This is a genomic window from Spirosoma areae (assembly GCF_054781775.1).
This window is the reverse complement of sequence record NZ_BAAGTT010000036.1, coordinates 1-17609: the sequence shown is the minus strand read 5'-3', so window position 1 is coordinate 17609 and position 17609 is coordinate 1. Positions and strand designations below refer to the sequence as shown.

General features: G+C 50.2%; 17 protein-coding genes and 1 pseudogene. 11 read left to right on the top strand and 7 right to left on the bottom strand.

The genetic code is table 11. The features are described 5' to 3' along the window. Positions 1–271: 271 nt before the first annotated feature. A complete protein-coding gene (locus ACYVI1_RS20965; protein ID WP_460912750.1) occupies positions 272–1081 on the bottom strand; it encodes a lytic transglycosylase domain-containing protein in 810 nt (269 codons plus the stop codon). Between the two features lie 302 nt (positions 1082–1383). Here ACYVI1_RS20965 and ACYVI1_RS20960 point away from each other — a divergent pair, with 302 nt between their 5' ends. From ACYVI1_RS20960 to ACYVI1_RS20935, 6 genes and pseudogenes are all read left to right on the top strand, one after another. Then, entirely contained in the window at positions 1384–2235 is an 852-nt protein-coding gene (locus ACYVI1_RS20960; RefSeq protein WP_460912749.1) for a CvfB family protein, read from the top strand. A 72-nt stretch (positions 2236–2307) separates the two neighbouring features. Then, a complete protein-coding gene (locus ACYVI1_RS20955) occupies positions 2308–3453 on the top strand; it encodes a DNA cytosine methyltransferase (protein ID WP_460912748.1) in 1146 nt (381 codons plus the stop codon). A gap of 45 nt (positions 3454–3498) precedes the next feature. Then, positions 3499–4476, top strand: coding sequence for an HNH endonuclease (locus tag ACYVI1_RS20950; protein WP_460912747.1), 978 nt, complete (start codon positions 3499–3501; stop codon positions 4474–4476). A gap of 177 nt (positions 4477–4653) precedes the next feature. Further along, positions 4654–4764 (top strand): annotated as a pseudogene (locus ACYVI1_RS20945) (GntR family transcriptional regulator); the annotation flags it as partial. Between the two features lie 191 nt (positions 4765–4955). Further along, positions 4956–6071 carry an alpha-hydroxy acid oxidase gene (locus ACYVI1_RS20940; RefSeq protein ID WP_460912746.1) on the top strand — a complete coding sequence of 372 codons (1116 nt, stop codon included), beginning with the start codon at positions 4956–4958 and terminating at the stop codon, positions 6069–6071. Positions 6072–6100: 29 nt separating this feature from the next. Next, on the top strand, positions 6101–7222 hold the full coding sequence (locus tag ACYVI1_RS20935) for a lactonase family protein (RefSeq protein ID WP_460912744.1): 1122 nt from the start codon (positions 6101–6103) through the stop codon (positions 7220–7222). 156 nt (positions 7223–7378) lie between these two features. Here the strand turns inward: ACYVI1_RS20935 and ACYVI1_RS20930 are convergent, their stop codons facing one another. Beyond that, on the bottom strand, positions 7379–8071 hold the full coding sequence (locus ACYVI1_RS20930; RefSeq protein ID WP_460912743.1) for a gliding motility-associated C-terminal domain-containing protein: 693 nt from the start codon (positions 8069–8071) through the stop codon (positions 7379–7381). 466 nt (positions 8072–8537) lie between these two features. On the opposite strand from ACYVI1_RS20930, the gene ACYVI1_RS20925 reads away from it, so the two are divergent. Beyond that, positions 8538–8720 (top strand): hypothetical protein, encoded by a 183-nt coding sequence (locus ACYVI1_RS20925; protein WP_460912742.1) that lies wholly within the window; start codon positions 8538–8540, stop codon positions 8718–8720. A gap of 696 nt (positions 8721–9416) precedes the next feature. Here the strand turns inward: ACYVI1_RS20925 and ACYVI1_RS20920 are convergent. Beyond that, a complete protein-coding gene (locus ACYVI1_RS20920) occupies positions 9417–9926 on the bottom strand; it encodes a hypothetical protein (RefSeq protein ID WP_460912741.1) in 510 nt (169 codons plus the stop codon). Positions 9927–10639: 713 nt separating this feature from the next. Between ACYVI1_RS20920 and ACYVI1_RS20915 the strand changes: the two genes are divergently transcribed. Beyond that, positions 10640–10957, top strand: a complete 318-nt coding sequence (locus tag ACYVI1_RS20915) for a hypothetical protein (RefSeq protein WP_460912740.1) — start codon at positions 10640–10642, stop codon at positions 10955–10957. Between the two features lie 9 nt (positions 10958–10966). Here the strand turns inward: ACYVI1_RS20915 and ACYVI1_RS20910 are convergent, their stop codons facing one another. From ACYVI1_RS20910 to ACYVI1_RS20900, 3 genes are all read right to left on the bottom strand, one after another. Continuing rightward, entirely contained in the window at positions 10967–11383 is a 417-nt protein-coding gene (locus ACYVI1_RS20910) for a hypothetical protein (RefSeq protein WP_460912739.1), read from the bottom strand. Between the two features lie 113 nt (positions 11384–11496). Next, on the bottom strand, positions 11497–11853 hold the full coding sequence (locus ACYVI1_RS20905; protein WP_460912738.1) for a hypothetical protein: 357 nt from the start codon (positions 11851–11853) through the stop codon (positions 11497–11499). A gap of 78 nt (positions 11854–11931) precedes the next feature. Then, positions 11932–12180 (bottom strand): hypothetical protein, encoded by a 249-nt coding sequence (locus ACYVI1_RS20900; protein WP_460912737.1) that lies wholly within the window; start codon positions 12178–12180, stop codon positions 11932–11934. Between the two features lie 764 nt (positions 12181–12944). On the opposite strand from ACYVI1_RS20900, the gene ACYVI1_RS20895 reads away from it, so the two are divergent. Next, entirely contained in the window at positions 12945–14651 is a 1707-nt protein-coding gene (locus ACYVI1_RS20895) for an IlvD/Edd family dehydratase (RefSeq protein ID WP_460912736.1), read from the top strand. A 98-nt stretch (positions 14652–14749) separates the two neighbouring features. Further along, a complete protein-coding gene (locus tag ACYVI1_RS20890) occupies positions 14750–15166 on the top strand; it encodes a VOC family protein (RefSeq protein WP_460912735.1) in 417 nt (138 codons plus the stop codon). Between the two features lie 12 nt (positions 15167–15178). Here the strand turns inward: ACYVI1_RS20890 and ACYVI1_RS20885 are convergent, their stop codons facing one another. Continuing rightward, positions 15179–16552, bottom strand: a complete 1374-nt coding sequence (locus ACYVI1_RS20885) for a PQQ-dependent sugar dehydrogenase (protein WP_460912733.1) — start codon at positions 16550–16552, stop codon at positions 15179–15181. A 140-nt stretch (positions 16553–16692) separates the two neighbouring features. Between ACYVI1_RS20885 and ACYVI1_RS20880 the strand changes: the two genes are divergently transcribed. Then, the gene (locus ACYVI1_RS20880; protein ID WP_460912732.1) at positions 16693–17469 is read left to right on the top strand and encodes an SDR family NAD(P)-dependent oxidoreductase; all 777 of its coding nucleotides are present in this window, start codon (positions 16693–16695) and stop codon (positions 17467–17469) included. Positions 17470–17609 lie beyond the last annotated feature (140 nt).

Here is a 17609-nt window from a genome sequence, read left to right as displayed (position 1 = left end):
GGTGTAAAGGTCTTGTATTTTATAAAATTTCAAGTAAATAGACAAGGATTTAAAAATAAATTAATATATCTGGAAAGCAGGAACATATACAAACATATTCAGAGAGGACAATGAACGGGTGCTAACGTCTGGCCAGATGAACGGGAAAGCCGCGCTCAGCTTCAACCGGCGCGGCTTTTTGTGGCTGCCCTGGTGCTGCCAGAAACGCCACCACGCGCTGTACGGGGGAGTGGCGGGGGAGAATCTGGCATACCACAATATGAAGCCGGGATTAACCCGTTCGGTGTGCCCCATCTTTCACCCACGAATGAAAAGCCGTTTGGGGAGCAGGGGACAGAAAGGAGGAATAATCGTTGGGGCGCGACAGCACTTCTTTGTAGAGCAGAACCCGGTAGAGGTAATACCGGGTTTCGCGGGGCAGCGTCAGTCGGTAGTAGTCGCGGTGGGGGTGGCGCTTGAGTTGACTCTTCAGAAAACCTGGTCCGGCATTGTAGGCAGCCGCCACCAGCGACCAGGACCCCAACTGGTTATACAACGTTCGTAAATAGCGGCAGGCGGCTTCGGTGGCTTTGTGAACATTGAAGCGTTCGTCGGTTCGGCCACCAACCTTCAGGCCGAGTGAACGGGCGGTGCCGGGCATGAGTTGCCAATAGCCAGCCGCCCCAGCCCTCGAAACGGCTTTCGCTTTCAGGCCGCTTTCGGCTAAGGGCACATACCGAAAATCGTCGGGAATGTCGTACTTCTCCATAATCGGCCCGATTATCGGGAAGAACGCATCGGCTCGCTGGCGGAGGTTGCCCAAATCGCGGGCATGGGGCCGAAAAAGAATGAAAACATGCTTCCAGCGGGTAAGCACATCGGTTTGATCGAGGGGTAAGCATTCTCCGCAGAAATCCACATCGAGCAGGGGCAATTCCGGTGCGCCTACGGCGAGTGATTTTAGGGTATTCGGTGCATGTGCGGCTGTTGCATCGGGCCTGGCTTCGGCACTTATTTTAGTTGAGTTTAAACTTGAGGGCGAGCCGACTTGTAGCGGAATAATCCGGGCGGCAACGGTAACAGCCGGTCGAATGGCGGCCATTAGTAACGAAAATCCAATACGCTTTAACAAAACTTACTGCTGGATGGTACTGACTGAACAACGCTAAAAAGGGCGTATTAGTGCACTGATAATCAACAGGATGCATAGAGGCTGGACTAATCTTTAACGTTGACAAAGCTGCTGACTCTGATAATCAATCAACTATAGTATCCGCTTTGTCAACGTTTTTCGTCCATTAACTTATCCCGCCAACAACAGGATTATCTGACCTTACCATAAAAAACGGTACTTTGTGGCACAGCTTAGTCAGCCGTATATTTACCCCGACCGGCAACCCGCTTATGATTGACATTGGACGAATAAATACCTTAACGGCCCTGCGCCAAACCAGCGTTGGTTTTTTTCTTGGCGACCTCTCCGACCGGAAAAGCCAGGACTTTAGCAACGACATTCTGCTGCCCAATAAATACGTGCCCGACACCCTGGCCGTTGAGGATGACATCGATGTATTCGTGTATACTGACTCCGAAGACCGGCCCATTGCTACCACGCTGACCCCCGCCATTCAGCGCGACGAGTTTGCCAGTTTGCAGGTGGTGGCGGTCACCAGCGCCGGGGCTTTTCTGGACTGGGGCCTCGAAAAAGACCTGTTGGCGCCCCACCGCGAGCAGGCCCGCCCCATGGAAGTTGGCCAGTGGTATGTGGTATTTATGTATTTGGACACACGAACGAACCGGCTGGTGGCGTCGAGCAAATTAAGCCGCTTTCTGGACCCCGACGTGAGCGACTTGTTCGAGGGCGAGGAGGTGCGGTTGCTGGCCTACGAAACGACGGATTTGGGCATGAATGTCATCATCAACAACCGCTACAAAGGATTGGTATATGCCAACGAAATCTTTCGCACGGTACGGCCCGGCGACCCGCTCCTTGGCTACGTTAAGCGGATTCGCGACGATAACCACGTTGATGTGAGTTTGCAAAAAGCTGGTTTCGAGAATGTTGAACCCAACGCCCAGCGAATTCTGGCTACCCTCAAAGCCGAAAATGGATTTCTGCCATTGACGGATAACAGCCCACCCGATGAAATTTATAAATCGCTGGAGATGAGCAAGAAGACGTTCAAAAAGGCCGTCGGCACGCTCTATCGGGAACGGAAAGTTGTACTTGAGGAGGGCGGAATTCGGCTGGTGTAAAATCCATGTCGTTTTGACAATCTGATAAGCCATACTATATTCGTTGTTTACAGTAAAAATTACTGCATAAGGATGGCCTTACGAATCATAGACCTGTTTGCGGGTGCTGGAGGATTTACATTAGGATTTACCAACACTCAGGACGAACATAATCAACCAGCTTTTGAAACGGTTTGGGCTAATGACTTTAATGAATATGCCGTAGCGACCTACAACGCCAATTTCGGCAATCACTGTATTTGGGGTGACATAGTGCCCATACTTGAAAATCCACGAACGATTATTCCTGAAGCTGAAGTTGTGATTGGCGGACCGCCATGTCAGGGCTTTAGTTTATTAAATAAGAATAGAACACTTGATCCACGTAAACAACTTTGGTTGCCTTTCATGGATATAGTTCAACGTTCGCGGGCATCGGTTTTCGTGATGGAAAATGTACCGGAATTGCTTACTTCTGAAGAGTATGGCCAGATACGGGAAGTCGCCGAGGGTATGGGGTTTGAGTTAGAGGCTGCAAAACTAATTGCTGCTAATTATGGGGTACCTCAAGTTCGCACTCGTGCCTTTATTATGGGGTCGCGCTTAGCCGATCCAAAAGATGTTTTCCCGCCTTTACGAACGCACCGCGACCCGCGAAGTAGCAAGCCAATTGATTTAACATTATATCATCCTAATGTACAGCCTTGGCTAACAGTGAGGGACGTAATAAGCGATTTGGCAGAACCAGTTGGTACTGAAATTCGGGGGGAGACAGGAGCCAACGCACTGCATTTCGGCAGAAATCCTACTTCCATGAGTATGGAACGTTATAGAATCATCGCCGGAGAGGGTATGAATCGGTTTGACTTACAGCGATTAGCTCCGCATTTAACGCCTAAATGTTGGATTAATAAAAAGAGCGGTGGAACTGACTTGTTTGGTCGGTTATGGTGGGATAGACCATCGGTAACGATTCGTACCGAATTTTTTAAACCTGAGAAGGGGCGTTATTTGCACCCGGAACAACACCGGCCGATAACACACCGGGAGGCAGCTCGTTTTCAAGGCTTTCCTGATGACTTTATATTTAAAGGAAGTAAGGTTGAGATAGCAAGACAGATTGGAAATGCAGTTGCAGTTGGTATGGCTGAACAGATTGCTTCTGCGGTTTTATCGCATTTTAATCGTAATACAGAGAGAGAAGACAGATTAGTAGAAGTAGAGGGGGAATTAGTATAAAATATGAAGAACAGGAAGGTAATATTAAATTTATGTGTATAAACTATGGCCAAAAGAAAACCTTTTGAGGTTGATTTATTAGCTGCCCGCACAGAATTAATTGAGTTAATAGAAAATTTCATTGCGCTTTCCACTTCCGATGAACTTCGTCAAAAAGTACTTACGCTCGTACCGGCATTTTATGTATTACGCAGATTTGGGAGTTCAGTGATACCCAATACTACAGCAGGGAGAGATAGACTATTGATTTACCTTAGAAAATACCCAATGACTGTCATTGACAGTGACGAGTTAATGGTTGTATCAGGTATAACCGATTACCAAAGAAGAATTAGGGAACTCAGAGTTGAATTGGGATGGCCGATTCTGAGTGGGCAAACAATAAAAGCGCTATTAAAAGACGATGAATGGGATAACACAGTGTTGAACGTGAGTCATATAAAGCCGGACGAATACATTCTCATTAAAGACCAACAGGACCGCGATGCCGCTCACCGCTGGAAATTATCTAATTCGATTAGGAAAGAGGATTTAGGCGTTCAGGAGAAACTTATTAAATACTTGCGGTTGAATGTAGGGAGGGAAGTACTCGGTGAGGAATTAGCGTACATAGCAAAAAATGGTGGAGACTGGCCACGCCGGACGCGTGAATTAAGAACTCAGTTAGGCTGGCCTGTGAAGACTAAAGCTTCAGGAAGGCCAGATTTGCCAATGGGCGTGTATATTCTGGAAGAAAATAAACAGGCCGAAACTCACGACAGAAATATCAAAGATGACGATCGGGTTGCAGTCTTGGTTCGCGATGATTTCAAATGTAGGAAATGTGGGTGGAGCCAGGATCAGGCGAAAACTGGTGATCCAAGGCACTTTCTGGAACTTCACCATTTAACGCATCACGCAAAAGGTGGTAAGAATGAAATAGACAATCTTGTAACGTTATGCAATGTCCACCATGATACTATCCATAGTCGAAAAATGGACCAGGCTGAAGTTTTGGAATGGCTTAATATTACGCATCTTTGATACATAAACTAGCCCAAAGCCTGCTCCTAATCAACGTCCAGTTCTGCCAAAGGCAATTATCCCACAAGGCCTCAACTTATTTTACTTTAAGCGTATAAGTGGCATACGAGACGAGTTAATTATTCGGCTGGCGTGACATAAAACAATCCTCTCAAATGCCTTTACAGCCCACCCGATGAAATTTATAAATCGCTGGAGATGAGCAAGAAGACGTTCAAAAAGGCCGTCGGCACGCTCTATCGGGAACGGAAAGTTGTACTTGAGGAGGGCGGAATTCGGCTGGTGTAGAACCATACGACGGTATGAATTCAGGCATTGATTAGCTGCCGCCTGGCTCGCTGTTGATTGCCTGAGCCGGGGCATGAGTAGAAATCCAGGAGTGGAGTCGTTCCTGATTTCTGTGCCACACACAACCTATCGAAAAGCCTATCAACCACCAGCACGAAATGGAATCTACCCGACGAAATGCTCTCAACGCAATGACTACATCAGGAGGCAGTTCAATGCTGCCTGTAGACGGGGAAATCCGCTCTGTTAGGGACAATGTTGGGTTGACGAAAGCGGCATCAACGGATTTATCCGACATCGTTAATCTGTTTGAGTTTGAGAAAATGGCCGAGGGGAAAATGACCAGAATGGCCTACGAATACGTTGCGAGTGGTGCGGCTGACGAATTCACGGTTCGGTGGAACAGACAGGCATTCGATGCGATAAAACTCAACACAAGAGTACTTGTCGACGTCAGCCGCATTGATACCCGAACGTCTCTCTTTGGACTCGACCTGCCGCATCCGATTCTCATTGCGCCTACGGCCTATCACAAAATCATGCACCCTGAGGGCGAATTGGCCACCGCCCGGGGGGCCGGAGCCGCTTCGGCGGTTTATGTGGTTAGCTCATTTACCAACACCCCCCTTTCCGGGATTGCCAAAGTCGCCACGCAGCCGCTCTGGTTTCAGCTTTATGTGCGAGACGACCGGGCGTTTACCAAAGCCCTTGTGCAGGAGGCCGAAGCACAGGGATGCCGCGCTCTTTGTGTCACGGTCGATACGCCGGTGGCCGGGGTTCGTAACCGGCAGCAACGCGTCAACTTCGCCATGCCGGAGGGCGTAACAACTCCGCACATGGCCGATGCCTTTGCGCTGACCAAATCCCTGACCTGGAAAGACATTGACTGGTTGATGTCATTCGCCAAAACCCCGGTTCTGCTCAAAGGTATTTTGAACCCCGACGATGCTGAGCTGGCAATTCAGGCGGGGGTATCCGGACTTATCGTTTCCAACCACAGCGGACGAAATTTAGACACCGTGCCTGCCACGATTGAGGCATTGCCCCGTATTGCCGATAAAGTAAACAGCCGAATCCCGCTCCTGATGGACGGCGGCATCAGACGGGGAACGGACGTCTTAAAAGCCATTGCCTTAGGCGCCAATGCGGTATTGGTGGGCAAACCCATCTGTTTCGGATTGGCATGTGGCGGTGCCGAGGGCGTAACCAAAGTACTGGACATACTCAAACGTGAATTTGAACTGGCGATGGCCCTAACGGGTAAAGCGACGATTGCCACTATAGACCAGTCTGTTATATGGAAATAATCTTCCTTGTTCAAAAAATTAGCATAAACATGAAAAACAGTGCTCAATTTGCCTTAACTGGACTTTTTTGCCTGATGAGCTTTTTTGCATCCGCGCAAAACACGGACTATTACCTCTACATCGGTACATATACCCGCAAAACCAGCGAAGGCATTTATGTGTATCGGTTCAATGCAAAAACGGGTGACTTCTTGCCCATAAGCGTTGCCAAAGGCGTTACAAATCCTTCGTTTTTAGCCATTTCACCAGACCAGCGCTTTTTGTATGCTACTGGAGGCATTAGTAAAGGAGATTCGGTCCGTGCGTTCTCCATTGATAAGCAGTCGCACCAGTTAACCCTGCTTAATTCGCAGGCTACGGGAGGAACTGGCGGAGCCCACTTAGCGGTAGACAAAACGGGTAAATGGGTCATCGTTGGCAATTATGCAGGCGGCAACCTGAACGTTTTACCCGTAAATGCCGATGGGTCGCTCGGCAAAACCACGCAAACCATTCAGCATGAGGGCAAAAGCATCGACCCTGAACGACAGACGAAGCCCTATGTACATTCCATCAATATTGCGCCTAACAATACAGATGTTTTTGTGCCCGATTTAGGAACGGATAAAATCATGACCTACACCCTGAACGCTCAGACAGGCCAACTGACGGCAGGCAATCCACCGTTCACCGCCGTAGCACCCGGCTCCGGTCCCCGGCATTTTACGTTTCATCCCAATGGCCGGTTTGCCTATGTGATTCAGGAAATGGGGGCCACCATCACTGGCCTTATGTATAAAAATGGTCAGTTAGTCCCCTTTCAAACCGTTAACAATCTGCCCGATGCGTATACCGGTCGCAAATGGAGCGCCGACATTCACATTTCGCCCGATGGTAAATTTCTGTACGGTTCCAATCGGGCGCATGAGAGTGTGGTGATATTTAGCGTCGACCAAAAAACCGGGCAACTCACTCTGGTCGGGTATCAGCCTGTCAATGGCAAAACACCCCGTAATTTTGCCATCGACCCAACGGGTAACTTTGTTTTGGTGGCCAATCAGGATTCAGATAACATCACTATTTTTAAACGGGATAAAAACACTGGTAAATTGACACCCACGGGCAAGGAAATCAGGATTTCGATGCCTGTTTGTTTGAAATTTATCCCCTAAAATCAGGGGACGCTTTTGGTCTTCATTCAGCCCCCGTTAACGCTCGACTCTGCCGAGTGGCCTCCAGCCTGATTTTGCGTTAACCGCATAGGCAGCAGGTCAGAAGAAAGGAGATTAGGTTATTCGGCTGATGTATGGTAACGCCATACTTATTGGTTAACGCATAATCTGCACCCAGCCTTTATACTGCTTTTGCAGAACACTGCTTGACAGCAGGTAATAGTACACGCCCGTAGGAAGACCCTCACCCGACCAATCATTTTTGTACGTATCGCTTTGATACACAGGGCTTCCCCAGCGGTTATAGATTTCCAGCCGCCAGGGAGTTAGCGTAATGCCAGGGATAGAAAACGTATCGTTGATGCCATCTTTATCTGGGGTGAACACATTGGGAATCGTGCCCGGGCAGTCTACCATCTTTACCCGAACGGAGTCCATCTGCTGACAGCCGGGTGACGCCGAACGGGCCCAATAGATACCCTCCTGGGATACGGACAAAGCAGGACCCTGAGAACCATCGCTCCAGTGTAAGTTATTGGCGGCTGAGCTAACGGGAGCGATTAAAAACGTGGCCCCCCGGCACAGCGTTGTATCGGCTGGCAGCCGGAAAGAAACTTCCTGAGCAACTCGGAACGTATCGGTTACTGTACAGGAGCCCGCCGTAGCCGTTACTGAGTAAAGTCCAGCCTGGCTGATGGTATAGGTTGATAAGGTGGTTCCGTCCTGCCATTGATAGTGAATGGCCGGGCTGTTTGGCAAGGATAATACGATCTGTTTAGCTGGACAAAGGGTAGTGTCCTGAATGGCCAACTCCGGTAAACTGCTAAGATTGGTTTCTGTTACGGACACATCATCAACCAGATAATAAGCGCCTTGCTCACGCTTATCAACCTCAACGTAGCGAGTTTCTGACTCAGTAAAAAAATTACCAATTGTCAGATACTGAGCGGCTTCGGTGGCCTTAAAACAACCGCTTATTTTGTGCCACTCGTTGGTCTGTGTGATGACCTGAGTTTCGTTAATTTGGGGCTTATAAGTCAGTATATATTGAGGGTTAGCTCTATCTATGGGTTGAAAAATAGAATCTTTTGAGAAATAACAGCCGATGTTATTAGTAAAGTACGACCTTCTATTAATTCGATCTGTAAAAGGATATGATTTGACGTACAACGCCAACAAGGGCTGATGGATGAGCAAGATAGCTAAAATGGGTGAGGTCGCCCCGACCTTTTCACCCTTGTTTGGTTGGGCTGCAACGCTTCCTCACCGGCGAGCATCTTGTCAGCGGAAGCCTGCCCGCGCGGAGCGGACAACAATGCACAATCCAAACTTTTTCACGCCGACTCGCGAAGCTCAACAACGCCACACATCCGATTTGCCAGACCTGCCCGACCGGGGCGTTTGCCCTGTCGCAAGCGAGCCGGAAATGGCGACCCAAAAGCCTGCCTGTCGGCACGTGCAAGTTGTCGCCGGGACGTTGCCACACACGCTTTATTAATGCTTGATTGGCATCACCCAACGCCCGAAAGCGCTGATGGTGAGCGAGTTAGCTCACTAAAACAACTATGCTTTCGACCTTTACACCCTTTCCTGGTTGGGCTGCAAAGCCTCCTTACCGGCGAGCATCTTGTCAGCGGTGACCCACCTACGCGGAGCGGACACAACGCACAATCCGATTTTTTACGCCGAAGCGCGAAGCTCAACTACGTAACGAAATCCGCTTCTGTCAAGCCGCAAGCACCGGGGCGTTTCCGCAGTCGCACGCAACCCGACCCCGCCTGTCAAAGCCCGCTAACTCAGGCGTTCGCCCTGTCAGCCGAAAGGGGGAAATGGAAACCCAAACTGCCCTGTCGGGACGTGCTCCCTGTCGCCGGGGCACTGCCTTTCACGCTTTTATACTTGTTCGGTTCACCCAACACCCACGAGGGTTGATGGTGAGCAAGTTAGTTAGAAACGGGCGAAGACCTTCGACCTTTTCACCCTCGTTTTAGTTGGGCTGAAAACTCTCCCAACCGGCGAGCATCTTGTCAGCGGTAACCTGCCTGCGCGGAGCGGACAAAACGCACAGTCCAAACCTTTTCACGCCGACGGGCGAAGCGCAACAACGCACCTCCAAACCGTTTTGTACTGAGCCTTGTCAAGCCCGATTGTCGGGACGTGCATCCTGTCGACGGAAACCCGGCCCGGTTAGATATTAATCATCTCTTTTAGTTGACCATCGACATTTAGTTATTTGTTGTCTTAGTAGTGCCATTCTTACTTTTTCTTCCAGTTGTGCAGGTGGTGGGTCTGCTTTTATCTTGTTATTTGTTGTTGTTATATGGGTGTAGAAGTAAAAAATTAAAATACTTGAAATCTTGTCATGTTCCATCATGTGTACCCAGGCAACGTCTCTCGTTATGTCTTTAATTTTACCATTTAATGCTGGATAATTTGGTGGCAAATTGCATGTAGCTAATAATCTTTTGGGCAGTTGATGTTTATTTATATTACCATTGAGGTCTGCGCCTGCTTTACCATAGTATAACAGGTCGCCTTTTGTATTATCTGTATAATCATAAACCAGATAGATACCAGGACAATATTTCATTTGCTTTCGTACAATTTCGTCTTGTAAATTTCCTTGCCTAAGTCTATATATTAGATAGTCACCTTCAAATGGTCTTAGAAAGGAAAATAAGTCAAAGTCGAAAATTGTCTCCATAATTTTTTGATGTGTCAATTCAAATACCGTGTTGCTGTTAATCCAATAAACTGATTTTATATGCCTGTCGCAAGGAGGCTGGACTGGCAAACTCAAACCTGCCTAACAGGGGCGTTCGGATTGTCGACCGAAAGCTGGGAATGCAAGCCTAAACCTTGACCTCTGCGGCCTGCAACCTGTCGACCGCAACGCTGCCTTGCAAGCACTTTATGGACCATCACCCAACACCCACAAGGGCTGATGGATGAGCGAGTTAGTCAATATTGCTGAGGTCGCTTCAACCTTTTCACCCTTGTTTGGTTGGGCTGAAGACTGTCCTAACCGACGAGCCTCTTGTCAGCGGTGACCTACCCACGCGGAGCGGACAACAAGGCACTTTCCAAACTTTTTCACGCCCACGGGCGAAGCTCAACAACGCACTGTCCACGCCTTTTTGCACCGAGCCTTGTCAAGCCTGGCTGTCGGGGCGGTTGGCCTGTCGGCGGAGACTGCCCCAACGACTGTCAGACCTGCCCAACCGGGGCGTTCGCGCTGTCGCAAGCAACCCGGAAAGGAGACTGAAAAGCCCGCCTGTCGGGACGTGCAAGTTGTCGCCGAGACGCTGGTACTCACGCTTTTTTCATACTTGTTCGGGCCACCCAACACCCACAAGGGCTGATGGATGAGCAAGATAGCTAAAATGGGTGAGGTCGCCCCGACCTTTTCACCCTTGTTTGGTTGGGCTGCAACGCTTCCTCACCGGCGAGCATCTTGTCAGCGGAAGCCTGCCCGCGCGGAGCGGACAAAACGCACAGTCCAAACTTTTGTACCGCCGGGCGAAGCTCAAAACGAACTTTCCAAGCCTTTGTCCACCGAGCCTTGTCAAAGCCCGACTGTCGAGCCGCGCTGCCTGTCGCAAGAACGCTGACCTACGAACCCAAACCTGCCTGTCGGGGCGGTTGACGTGTCGCACGGAGGCTGACTGGCAAACCCAAACCTGCCTAACGGGAGCGTTCACCCTGTCACAGGTGACCCGGAAATGGAAACCCTAAGCCCGCCTGTCAGGACGTGCGCCTTGTCGCAGGTGACCCGACCACGCCACACAGGATGAACTCTTCACCCAACGCCACATAGTACGTTTTGCCCGGCGTTAACTTCTGCATCAGCTTACATTGCAAATATTCTCGATAAGTTTTTCCTGTGATTTTGGTGGCTCCTGGAGTGCCCGTAGATATCCCCCCACACACGCTGCCGCTACGGGCCGCATAACCGGTTCTATTTAAACCAATTTGACAAGTCGTGTCAGGCTGTGCTTCATTGGTGTGAATATCGGCGGTGCCATTAGTTGGCGATGTCCAATCAACAATATAGTTGTTAATATTATCTACGAAGGCAAGAGTTATTATTTGACAGGGTTTTTTCTTTAATAGCTCAAAGCTGGGATTCGGGACAAGATTTTGGGCATGAATTGTCAGCATGTGTGCAAACGACCACAATAATATGACGTACCTGAAAAAAGTCATAGAAGAGAAGTAGGTTATGCTTAAATAGAAAACCGCGCCAGCCAAGCCTGGCTGGCGCGGTTTATAAATTACTCCAGAACTACCTGTGATTTTAAGACAGTATCCTTCCCGCCTTTCATTCCATAGGTCACGTGCAAAAAATAAGTACCTCTGGGGAAATTTTTTGTCTCTATGTCAATAACGTTTTTATCTCCCACTGTATTCTTTAACTGACGGGCATCCGATGAATACCAGGCTCTGTTTTCCGAGTCATAAAGCGTGACATTCTGAATAACTTCCCCAATCATTTCTTTGTAATCCAGTAAAAGACTAACCTTATCTTTTGCCGGATTAGGGGCAATGCGGTAGCCCATGTAGCCTTCCTGCGTAGTCAGGTAGAACGTCCACGAACCACCGCTCCCACAGCGATTGCTGGCATCAACCACAACGCGAGCGAAGCCACTCCAGGTTGCCGTGCAATAGTTATAACTTGGGCTTAGTGAAGCACTACCATGCGTAACATATCAGCTTGTACTACCACTGGCACTACCACCGGCAAGTTGGACACTTAGGCTGGCGTAGCCGCTGGGTACGTAGGTGGGTATACTACTGGGCGACCCATTGACCTTCCCATTGCTTACACCTGTACCACCTACCCAAACATTGGCTGAACTGCTTGTATTATAGGGTGCTCCGCAATTAACATAGTCGGTCAGTAAGGTTACTGCCCCTGCATTTCCCGGAGAAATGCTGCTGGGAGCCTTTAATGCCATGGGTGTATAACCAGTACCACCATGCGTACCATATTGCGGATTACCTATCTGAGGAGATCCACCCGGATCAAAAATTATATTCCAGCCACTTGGTGCGCTCCATAATAATGGGCAATGGTAATAACATGGGCCCGAGTTGGGTAAAGGAGGTGAAGAAGAGATAGAAACTTGTTCATTGGCGCTGCATACGACAATTTCTCCTCCGTTGGGTTTGGCGGGAGAAGGAGGATTGGGGCATGAGAACCGCTTTATCTCAAAAACTTCAGGGCGGGCAGCAGATTGAGTTGCCGTAATACGATAGACCTTTCGGCTCGCACTTACTTTGTATTTAGTACTTCCTGGTTTACGCACATCACCAGGAGACTCAGCTACAAGGACAACTGAAAAAAGTAGAGCGTTACAAACAGGATGCACCGCAGAAGGTGCTGGGCAGGGGTGATAAACGTTTTCATACTGTGAGTAGGATTAAGTGAACTTACATGAAGGTAAGCAGAAAATAAAATTAATGTCAAGCAAAGTATAATAAAAATTATAAATAATTATATATTATGGTTATCTAAGAAGATACTAAATAGTGTTTAATGTTACTATATATACAAATTAATCTGTTGAATGTTATTTCTTTAGCAAAGCTTTCGGTCTGCTTTTGTTTCAGACGTATAGGCAGGACATCACCTGTAAGGAGAGCAGATTATTCCGCTCGCATGAAGTAAAACAAGCCCCTTAACTGCCTTTACCGACTACTGTTAACTGCTTACTGAAAAATGCCCCTTCGCTCAAGAGACTGGTTTGGCCGCACCGGAAAAGATGGCTTTATTTACCGTGCCTGGATGAAAAATCAGGGCTTTCCGCACCATGAGTTCGAGGGAAAGCCCGTTATCGGCATCTGCAACACCTGGTCGGAATTGACGCCCTGCAACGCCCACTTCCGCGAACTGGCCGAGGCCATCAAGCGCGGAGTCTGGGAAGCGGGCGGCTTTCCGCTGGAGTTTCCGGTGATGTCGCTGGGCGAATGCCAGATTAAACCCACGGCCATGCTGTTTCGCAACTTAGCCAGTATGGACGTTGAAGAAAGCATTCGCGGCAATTCGATTGATGCGGTCATTCTGATGTGCGGGTGCGACAAAACCACGCCCTCGCTTGTTATGGGCGCGTGCAGCGTCGATATTCCAACGCTGGTGGTGTCGGGCGGGCCGATGCTGGCCGGGCGGTTTCAGGGCCGAAAAATTGGCACCAGCGACCTCTGGCGGTTTGCCGAATCCTACAAAATGGGCGAGATGAGTCAGGCCGAATTCGTGGCCGCCGAAGCCAGTATGGCCCGTTCGCAGGGCCACTGCGCCGTGATGGGAACGGCCTCAACCATGGCCGCTATGGTCGAGTCGCTGGGGTTAGCTCTGCCCGATAACGCTACCATTCCGGCGGCTGACTCGCGCCGGAAAGTGCTGGCCCACATGACGGGCGTCCGGGCGGTCGAACTGGCCCGCGAAAACGTGACACCATCGAAAATTCTGACCCGTGAAGCCTTTGAGAATGCGATTATGATTAACGCAGCCCTCGGCGGTTCCACTAATTTTATTCTGCACCTGACGGCCATTGCCGGGCGCGTGGGCGTTGAGTTATCCTTAGATGATTTCGACCGGCTGTCGGCCCAAATCCCGCTGCTGACGAACCTGCAGCCGTCGGGTGAGCACTTTGTCGAAGATTTATTTTATGCCGGTGGGTTGCCCGCCGTTATCCGCGAATTGCGCCAGTACCTCCACAACGACGCGCTGACCGTGAATGGGCATACCATTGGCGAGAACTGCGCCGAGGCCCAATGCTACGACCCGGCGGTGATTGCCTCCGTCGATAAGCCTTTTAAACCGGAGTCGGGGGTGGCCGTTCTTCGCGGAAACCTCTGCCCGAACGGGGCGGTACTGAAACCGTCGGCGGCTACGCCTGCGCTGTTGCAGCATACGGGCCGGGCGGTGGTGTTCGAGAACATCGACGACTATAAAGCCCGCATCGACGACCCCGACCTCGACGTTGACCCAACCTGCGTGCTGGTTCTGAAAAACGTCGGGCCGAAGGGGTATCCCGGTATGCCCGAAGTGGGCAATATGCAACTCCCGGCCAAAATTCTGGCGTTGGGCGTTCACGACATGGTGCGTATTTCCGACGGGCGCATGAGCGGCACGGGCTTTGGCACGGTGGTGCTGCACGTATCGCCCGAAGCGGCAGTTGGCGGCAACCTCACTCTCGTGCAAAACGGTGATTTGATTACGCTCGACGTGCAAAACCGAAGCCTGCATCTGCACGTGTCTGATGAGGAACTGGCCGGGCGGCTGGTGCATTTTAAACCCGTCGACCTGGGCTACGAGCGTGGGTATGTCAACCTCTACATCCGGCACGTCACGCAGGCCCACGAAGGCGCCGATTTTGATTTTCTGCGGGGCGCTTCGGGCAGCGAAGTGAAACGGGATTCGCATTGATAGTTTGTAAGTTTATGTTTCACGTTTCAGGTTTGTGCTGCATTGGCCAATCGCTCTGACGGCCCACCTGAAACTTGAAACCTGTAACCAATAGTAACATGAAACGGGTAACGGGCATTGGGGGCTTCTTTTTTAAGGCCGAAAAGCCAGATGAACTGCGGGAATGGTATGCCCGGCATCTGGGTTTCAATACGGATCAGTACGGCACCACCTTCGAGTGGCGGCATAGCGACGCTCCCGACCGGAGGGGCTTCACGCAATGGACAACTTTTTCGGCGGGAACGACGTATTTCGCGCCCTCGGCTAAAGAGTTCATGGTTAATTTTCGCGTCGAGAATCTTGTTGAACTGCTGGATGTGCTGCGGCAGGAGGGCGTAACGATTGTGGGCGAGATTGAAGAACACGAATACGGTAAATTCGGCTGGATTCTGGACCAGGAAGGGAATAAACTTGAACTCTGGGAGCCGAACGATTCTGAATATGAACGGATGGTTGCCGGGAAAACCACGTTTTAGCGTTATACCTTCTCACAATCCTACCTGTAATTTACTGTTACCGGTGAATACAAGCTGCCCGCCTGCTTCGTATTGGATTTGCCTTACCTGACTCACTAAGCCTGTGCCAATCGTTACCACATGGCGCACCGTGGCCTTATCGGCTGAAATGGGTACCCGACCGCACGACCAATTACTCGGATCATGCCAGTTACCGGTCTGAAGCGACTGGCAATTCTCACCCGTGTAAGTAATTTTATAAACAGCACCGGCACTCAGGCTCAAATAATATAGATAGCCATCTGTACCTACGGTTAGGCCTACTATTAAGCCAGCCAGGTCAGTGGCAAATGGCGACCGAACGGCGGTAGGCCCCGATACGTCCAGGACATTAATCCAGTTGCTGCAGAAATCCTGATAAAAATAGGTGCCGATGAATGCGGGAGGATATCGGGTTGTGGCCGGGTTATAAAACGTACCACCCGTTATGGCGCAGCCAACCCCATCACCACCGCCATGCGCGTAGGCGTAAACGGGGTTCGTGTAGGCGGCATGATCCGGATTCGTACTGGCGCCTTCAACAATTGGCCAGCCAAAATTTAAGCCGCCCACGGTAGCATCATTGATCTCTTCCCAGGCTCCCTGACCCACGTCGTTAACAAAGAGCCGACCCGTTCCGGGCTGAACCGTTAGCGTGTACGGATTGCGTAACCCGTAACTCCAAATGCGTTTTTTGGCTTCCGAACCCGTTGTGAACGGATTTCCGGCTGGTACGGTGCCATCCGAATTGATACGAAGGACTTTGCCTAAATAGTTGTCTAAACTCTGTGAATTACCCGGATTGGCGTTTTCACCTGTGCCTATATAGAGTTTTTGATCCTGACCAAAAACGATAGAGCCGCCGTTATGATTGGTGGCACTGAGCGGGTCTAATTCCAGAATAATTGTTTCGCTGCCTGCCAGGACGACATTACCCATTGCCGTGAAACGGCTAACACGATTATGCACCCCAACGGTGCCAGTGGCCGGAACAGTGTAATATAAATAAATGTATTGGTTGGACGAAAAAGCGGGGTCGAACGCAATACCGAGCAGACCCCGTTCGCCGGTGCTATCAACCGTGAGTCGAATGAAGGGATCGGGCAACAGGTTTCCGTTTTTAATAACCCGTAAATTCCCTCCCTGTTGGGCCACAAATGCGCGCCCATCGGGTGCAAACGCAATGACAGTGGGTGGTGAAGTTAGTCCAGAAGCAACCACCACCTGGGTGAAGTTCGCCGGGAACGTTTGTGCTGCCAGACTACTCGCGTTAAGTAACGCTATCAGTAATAAACACAGGCTGATTAATGAATGGCCCCGCCAGAAACCGCTTTGAACGCGCGGAGAGAAATGAGTAAACCGGCTCATGGAGGTAGCTGTTTTTAAGGTAAAACAGAGCAAAAAACAAGCCATGTCAGCTAAAAAACGTATTATTGTCGGAATAGATAAACATACATTTCGGCTGAAATTTGTCCTTCATGTCAACGAATCTGTTCTAAACCTGCGCCATGATTGATTTTACGGGACAAACTGCGCTCATCACGGGTGCCGGGCAGGGCATTGGGTTTGCCATTGCCCGCGCGCTGGTGCGGCACGGGGCCAATGTGCTGCTCAATGAGTATGACGAAACATTGGCCAAAACAGCCGTTTCAACCATACAGAACGAGAACCCCCCCGGTGCTTCGGGCCGGTGCGAAGCCTGCCCCGGCGACGCGTCCGACGTTCAGTTTATTCAGCAAATGGTCGATGAGGCCGTTAGTCGCTTCGGTTCGGTTGAGGTCGCCATTGCCAATGCGGGTATTACCATTTTCGGCGACATCTTCACCACTACGCCCGACGCCTTTCAGAAAATCGTGGATGTGAACCTGCGGGGCAGCTTTTTTCTGGCGCAGGCGGCTGCCCGGCAAATGCGGCAGCAGGGGCAGGGAGGGAGTGTCCTGTTCATGTCGTCGGTGGTGGGGCATCAGGCGCATCCGGGTTTGCCCGTCTATAGCATGACCAAAGCCGGGCTGGAGATGCTGGCCAAACAGTTGGTCATTGATTTTTCGCCCCTGGGCATCACCGTCAACGCCATTGCTCCCGGCGCAACCCTTACCGAGCGCACCTTAGACGACCCAACGTATGTGCCTATCTGGTCGCGCATCACGCCAATGGGTCGCCCGGCCACGGTCGATGACATCACGAATGCTGCCCTATTTTTAGTTTCGCCCGCATCGCGTCACATTACGGGTCAGAGTTTGGTAGTTGATGGCGGCTGGACAAGCGTTGGTGTGCCGCCGGTGTAAGTAGTAGATAATTAAATTATAGGTAGTGGTAAATGTCAAGCTGATTTAGTTTGATTATAATGGTTAATAAAGTTGAGTGTACGCGCAAAATGACTATCATCCGTTTTGGCAAAGGACAGCGTTTTACGGGTTAGGTGAGG

Bases quoted from the DNA above. Each gene is read 5' to 3' on its own strand.
- ACYVI1_RS20965 (WP_460912750.1), bottom strand. From the start codon at position 1,081: ATGGCCGCCATTCGACCGGCTGTTACCGTTGCCGCCCGGATTATTCCG.
- ACYVI1_RS20960 (WP_460912749.1), top strand. From the start codon at position 1,384: ATGATTGACATTGGACGAATAAATACCTTAACGGCCCTGCGCCAAACC.
- ACYVI1_RS20955 (WP_460912748.1), top strand. From the start codon at position 2,308: ATGGCCTTACGAATCATAGACCTGTTTGCGGGTGCTGGAGGATTTACA.
- ACYVI1_RS20950 (WP_460912747.1), top strand. From the start codon at position 3,499: ATGGCCAAAAGAAAACCTTTTGAGGTTGATTTATTAGCTGCCCGCACA.
- ACYVI1_RS20940 (WP_460912746.1), top strand. From the start codon at position 4,956: ATGACTACATCAGGAGGCAGTTCAATGCTGCCTGTAGACGGGGAAATC.
- ACYVI1_RS20935 (WP_460912744.1), top strand. From the start codon at position 6,101: ATGAAAAACAGTGCTCAATTTGCCTTAACTGGACTTTTTTGCCTGATG.
- ACYVI1_RS20925 (WP_460912742.1), top strand. From the start codon at position 8,538: ATGCACAATCCAAACTTTTTCACGCCGACTCGCGAAGCTCAACAACGC.
- ACYVI1_RS20920 (WP_460912741.1), bottom strand. From the start codon at position 9,926: ATGGAGACAATTTTCGACTTTGACTTATTTTCCTTTCTAAGACCATTT.
- ACYVI1_RS20910 (WP_460912739.1), bottom strand. From the start codon at position 11,383: ATGCTGACAATTCATGCCCAAAATCTTGTCCCGAATCCCAGCTTTGAG.
- ACYVI1_RS20900 (WP_460912737.1), bottom strand. From the start codon at position 12,180: ATGGCATTAAAGGCTCCCAGCAGCATTTCTCCGGGAAATGCAGGGGCA.
- ACYVI1_RS20895 (WP_460912736.1), top strand. From the start codon at position 12,945: ATGCCCCTTCGCTCAAGAGACTGGTTTGGCCGCACCGGAAAAGATGGC.
- ACYVI1_RS20890 (WP_460912735.1), top strand. From the start codon at position 14,750: ATGAAACGGGTAACGGGCATTGGGGGCTTCTTTTTTAAGGCCGAAAAG.
- ACYVI1_RS20885 (WP_460912733.1), bottom strand. From the start codon at position 16,552: ATGAGCCGGTTTACTCATTTCTCTCCGCGCGTTCAAAGCGGTTTCTGG.
- ACYVI1_RS20880 (WP_460912732.1), top strand. From the start codon at position 16,693: ATGATTGATTTTACGGGACAAACTGCGCTCATCACGGGTGCCGGGCAG.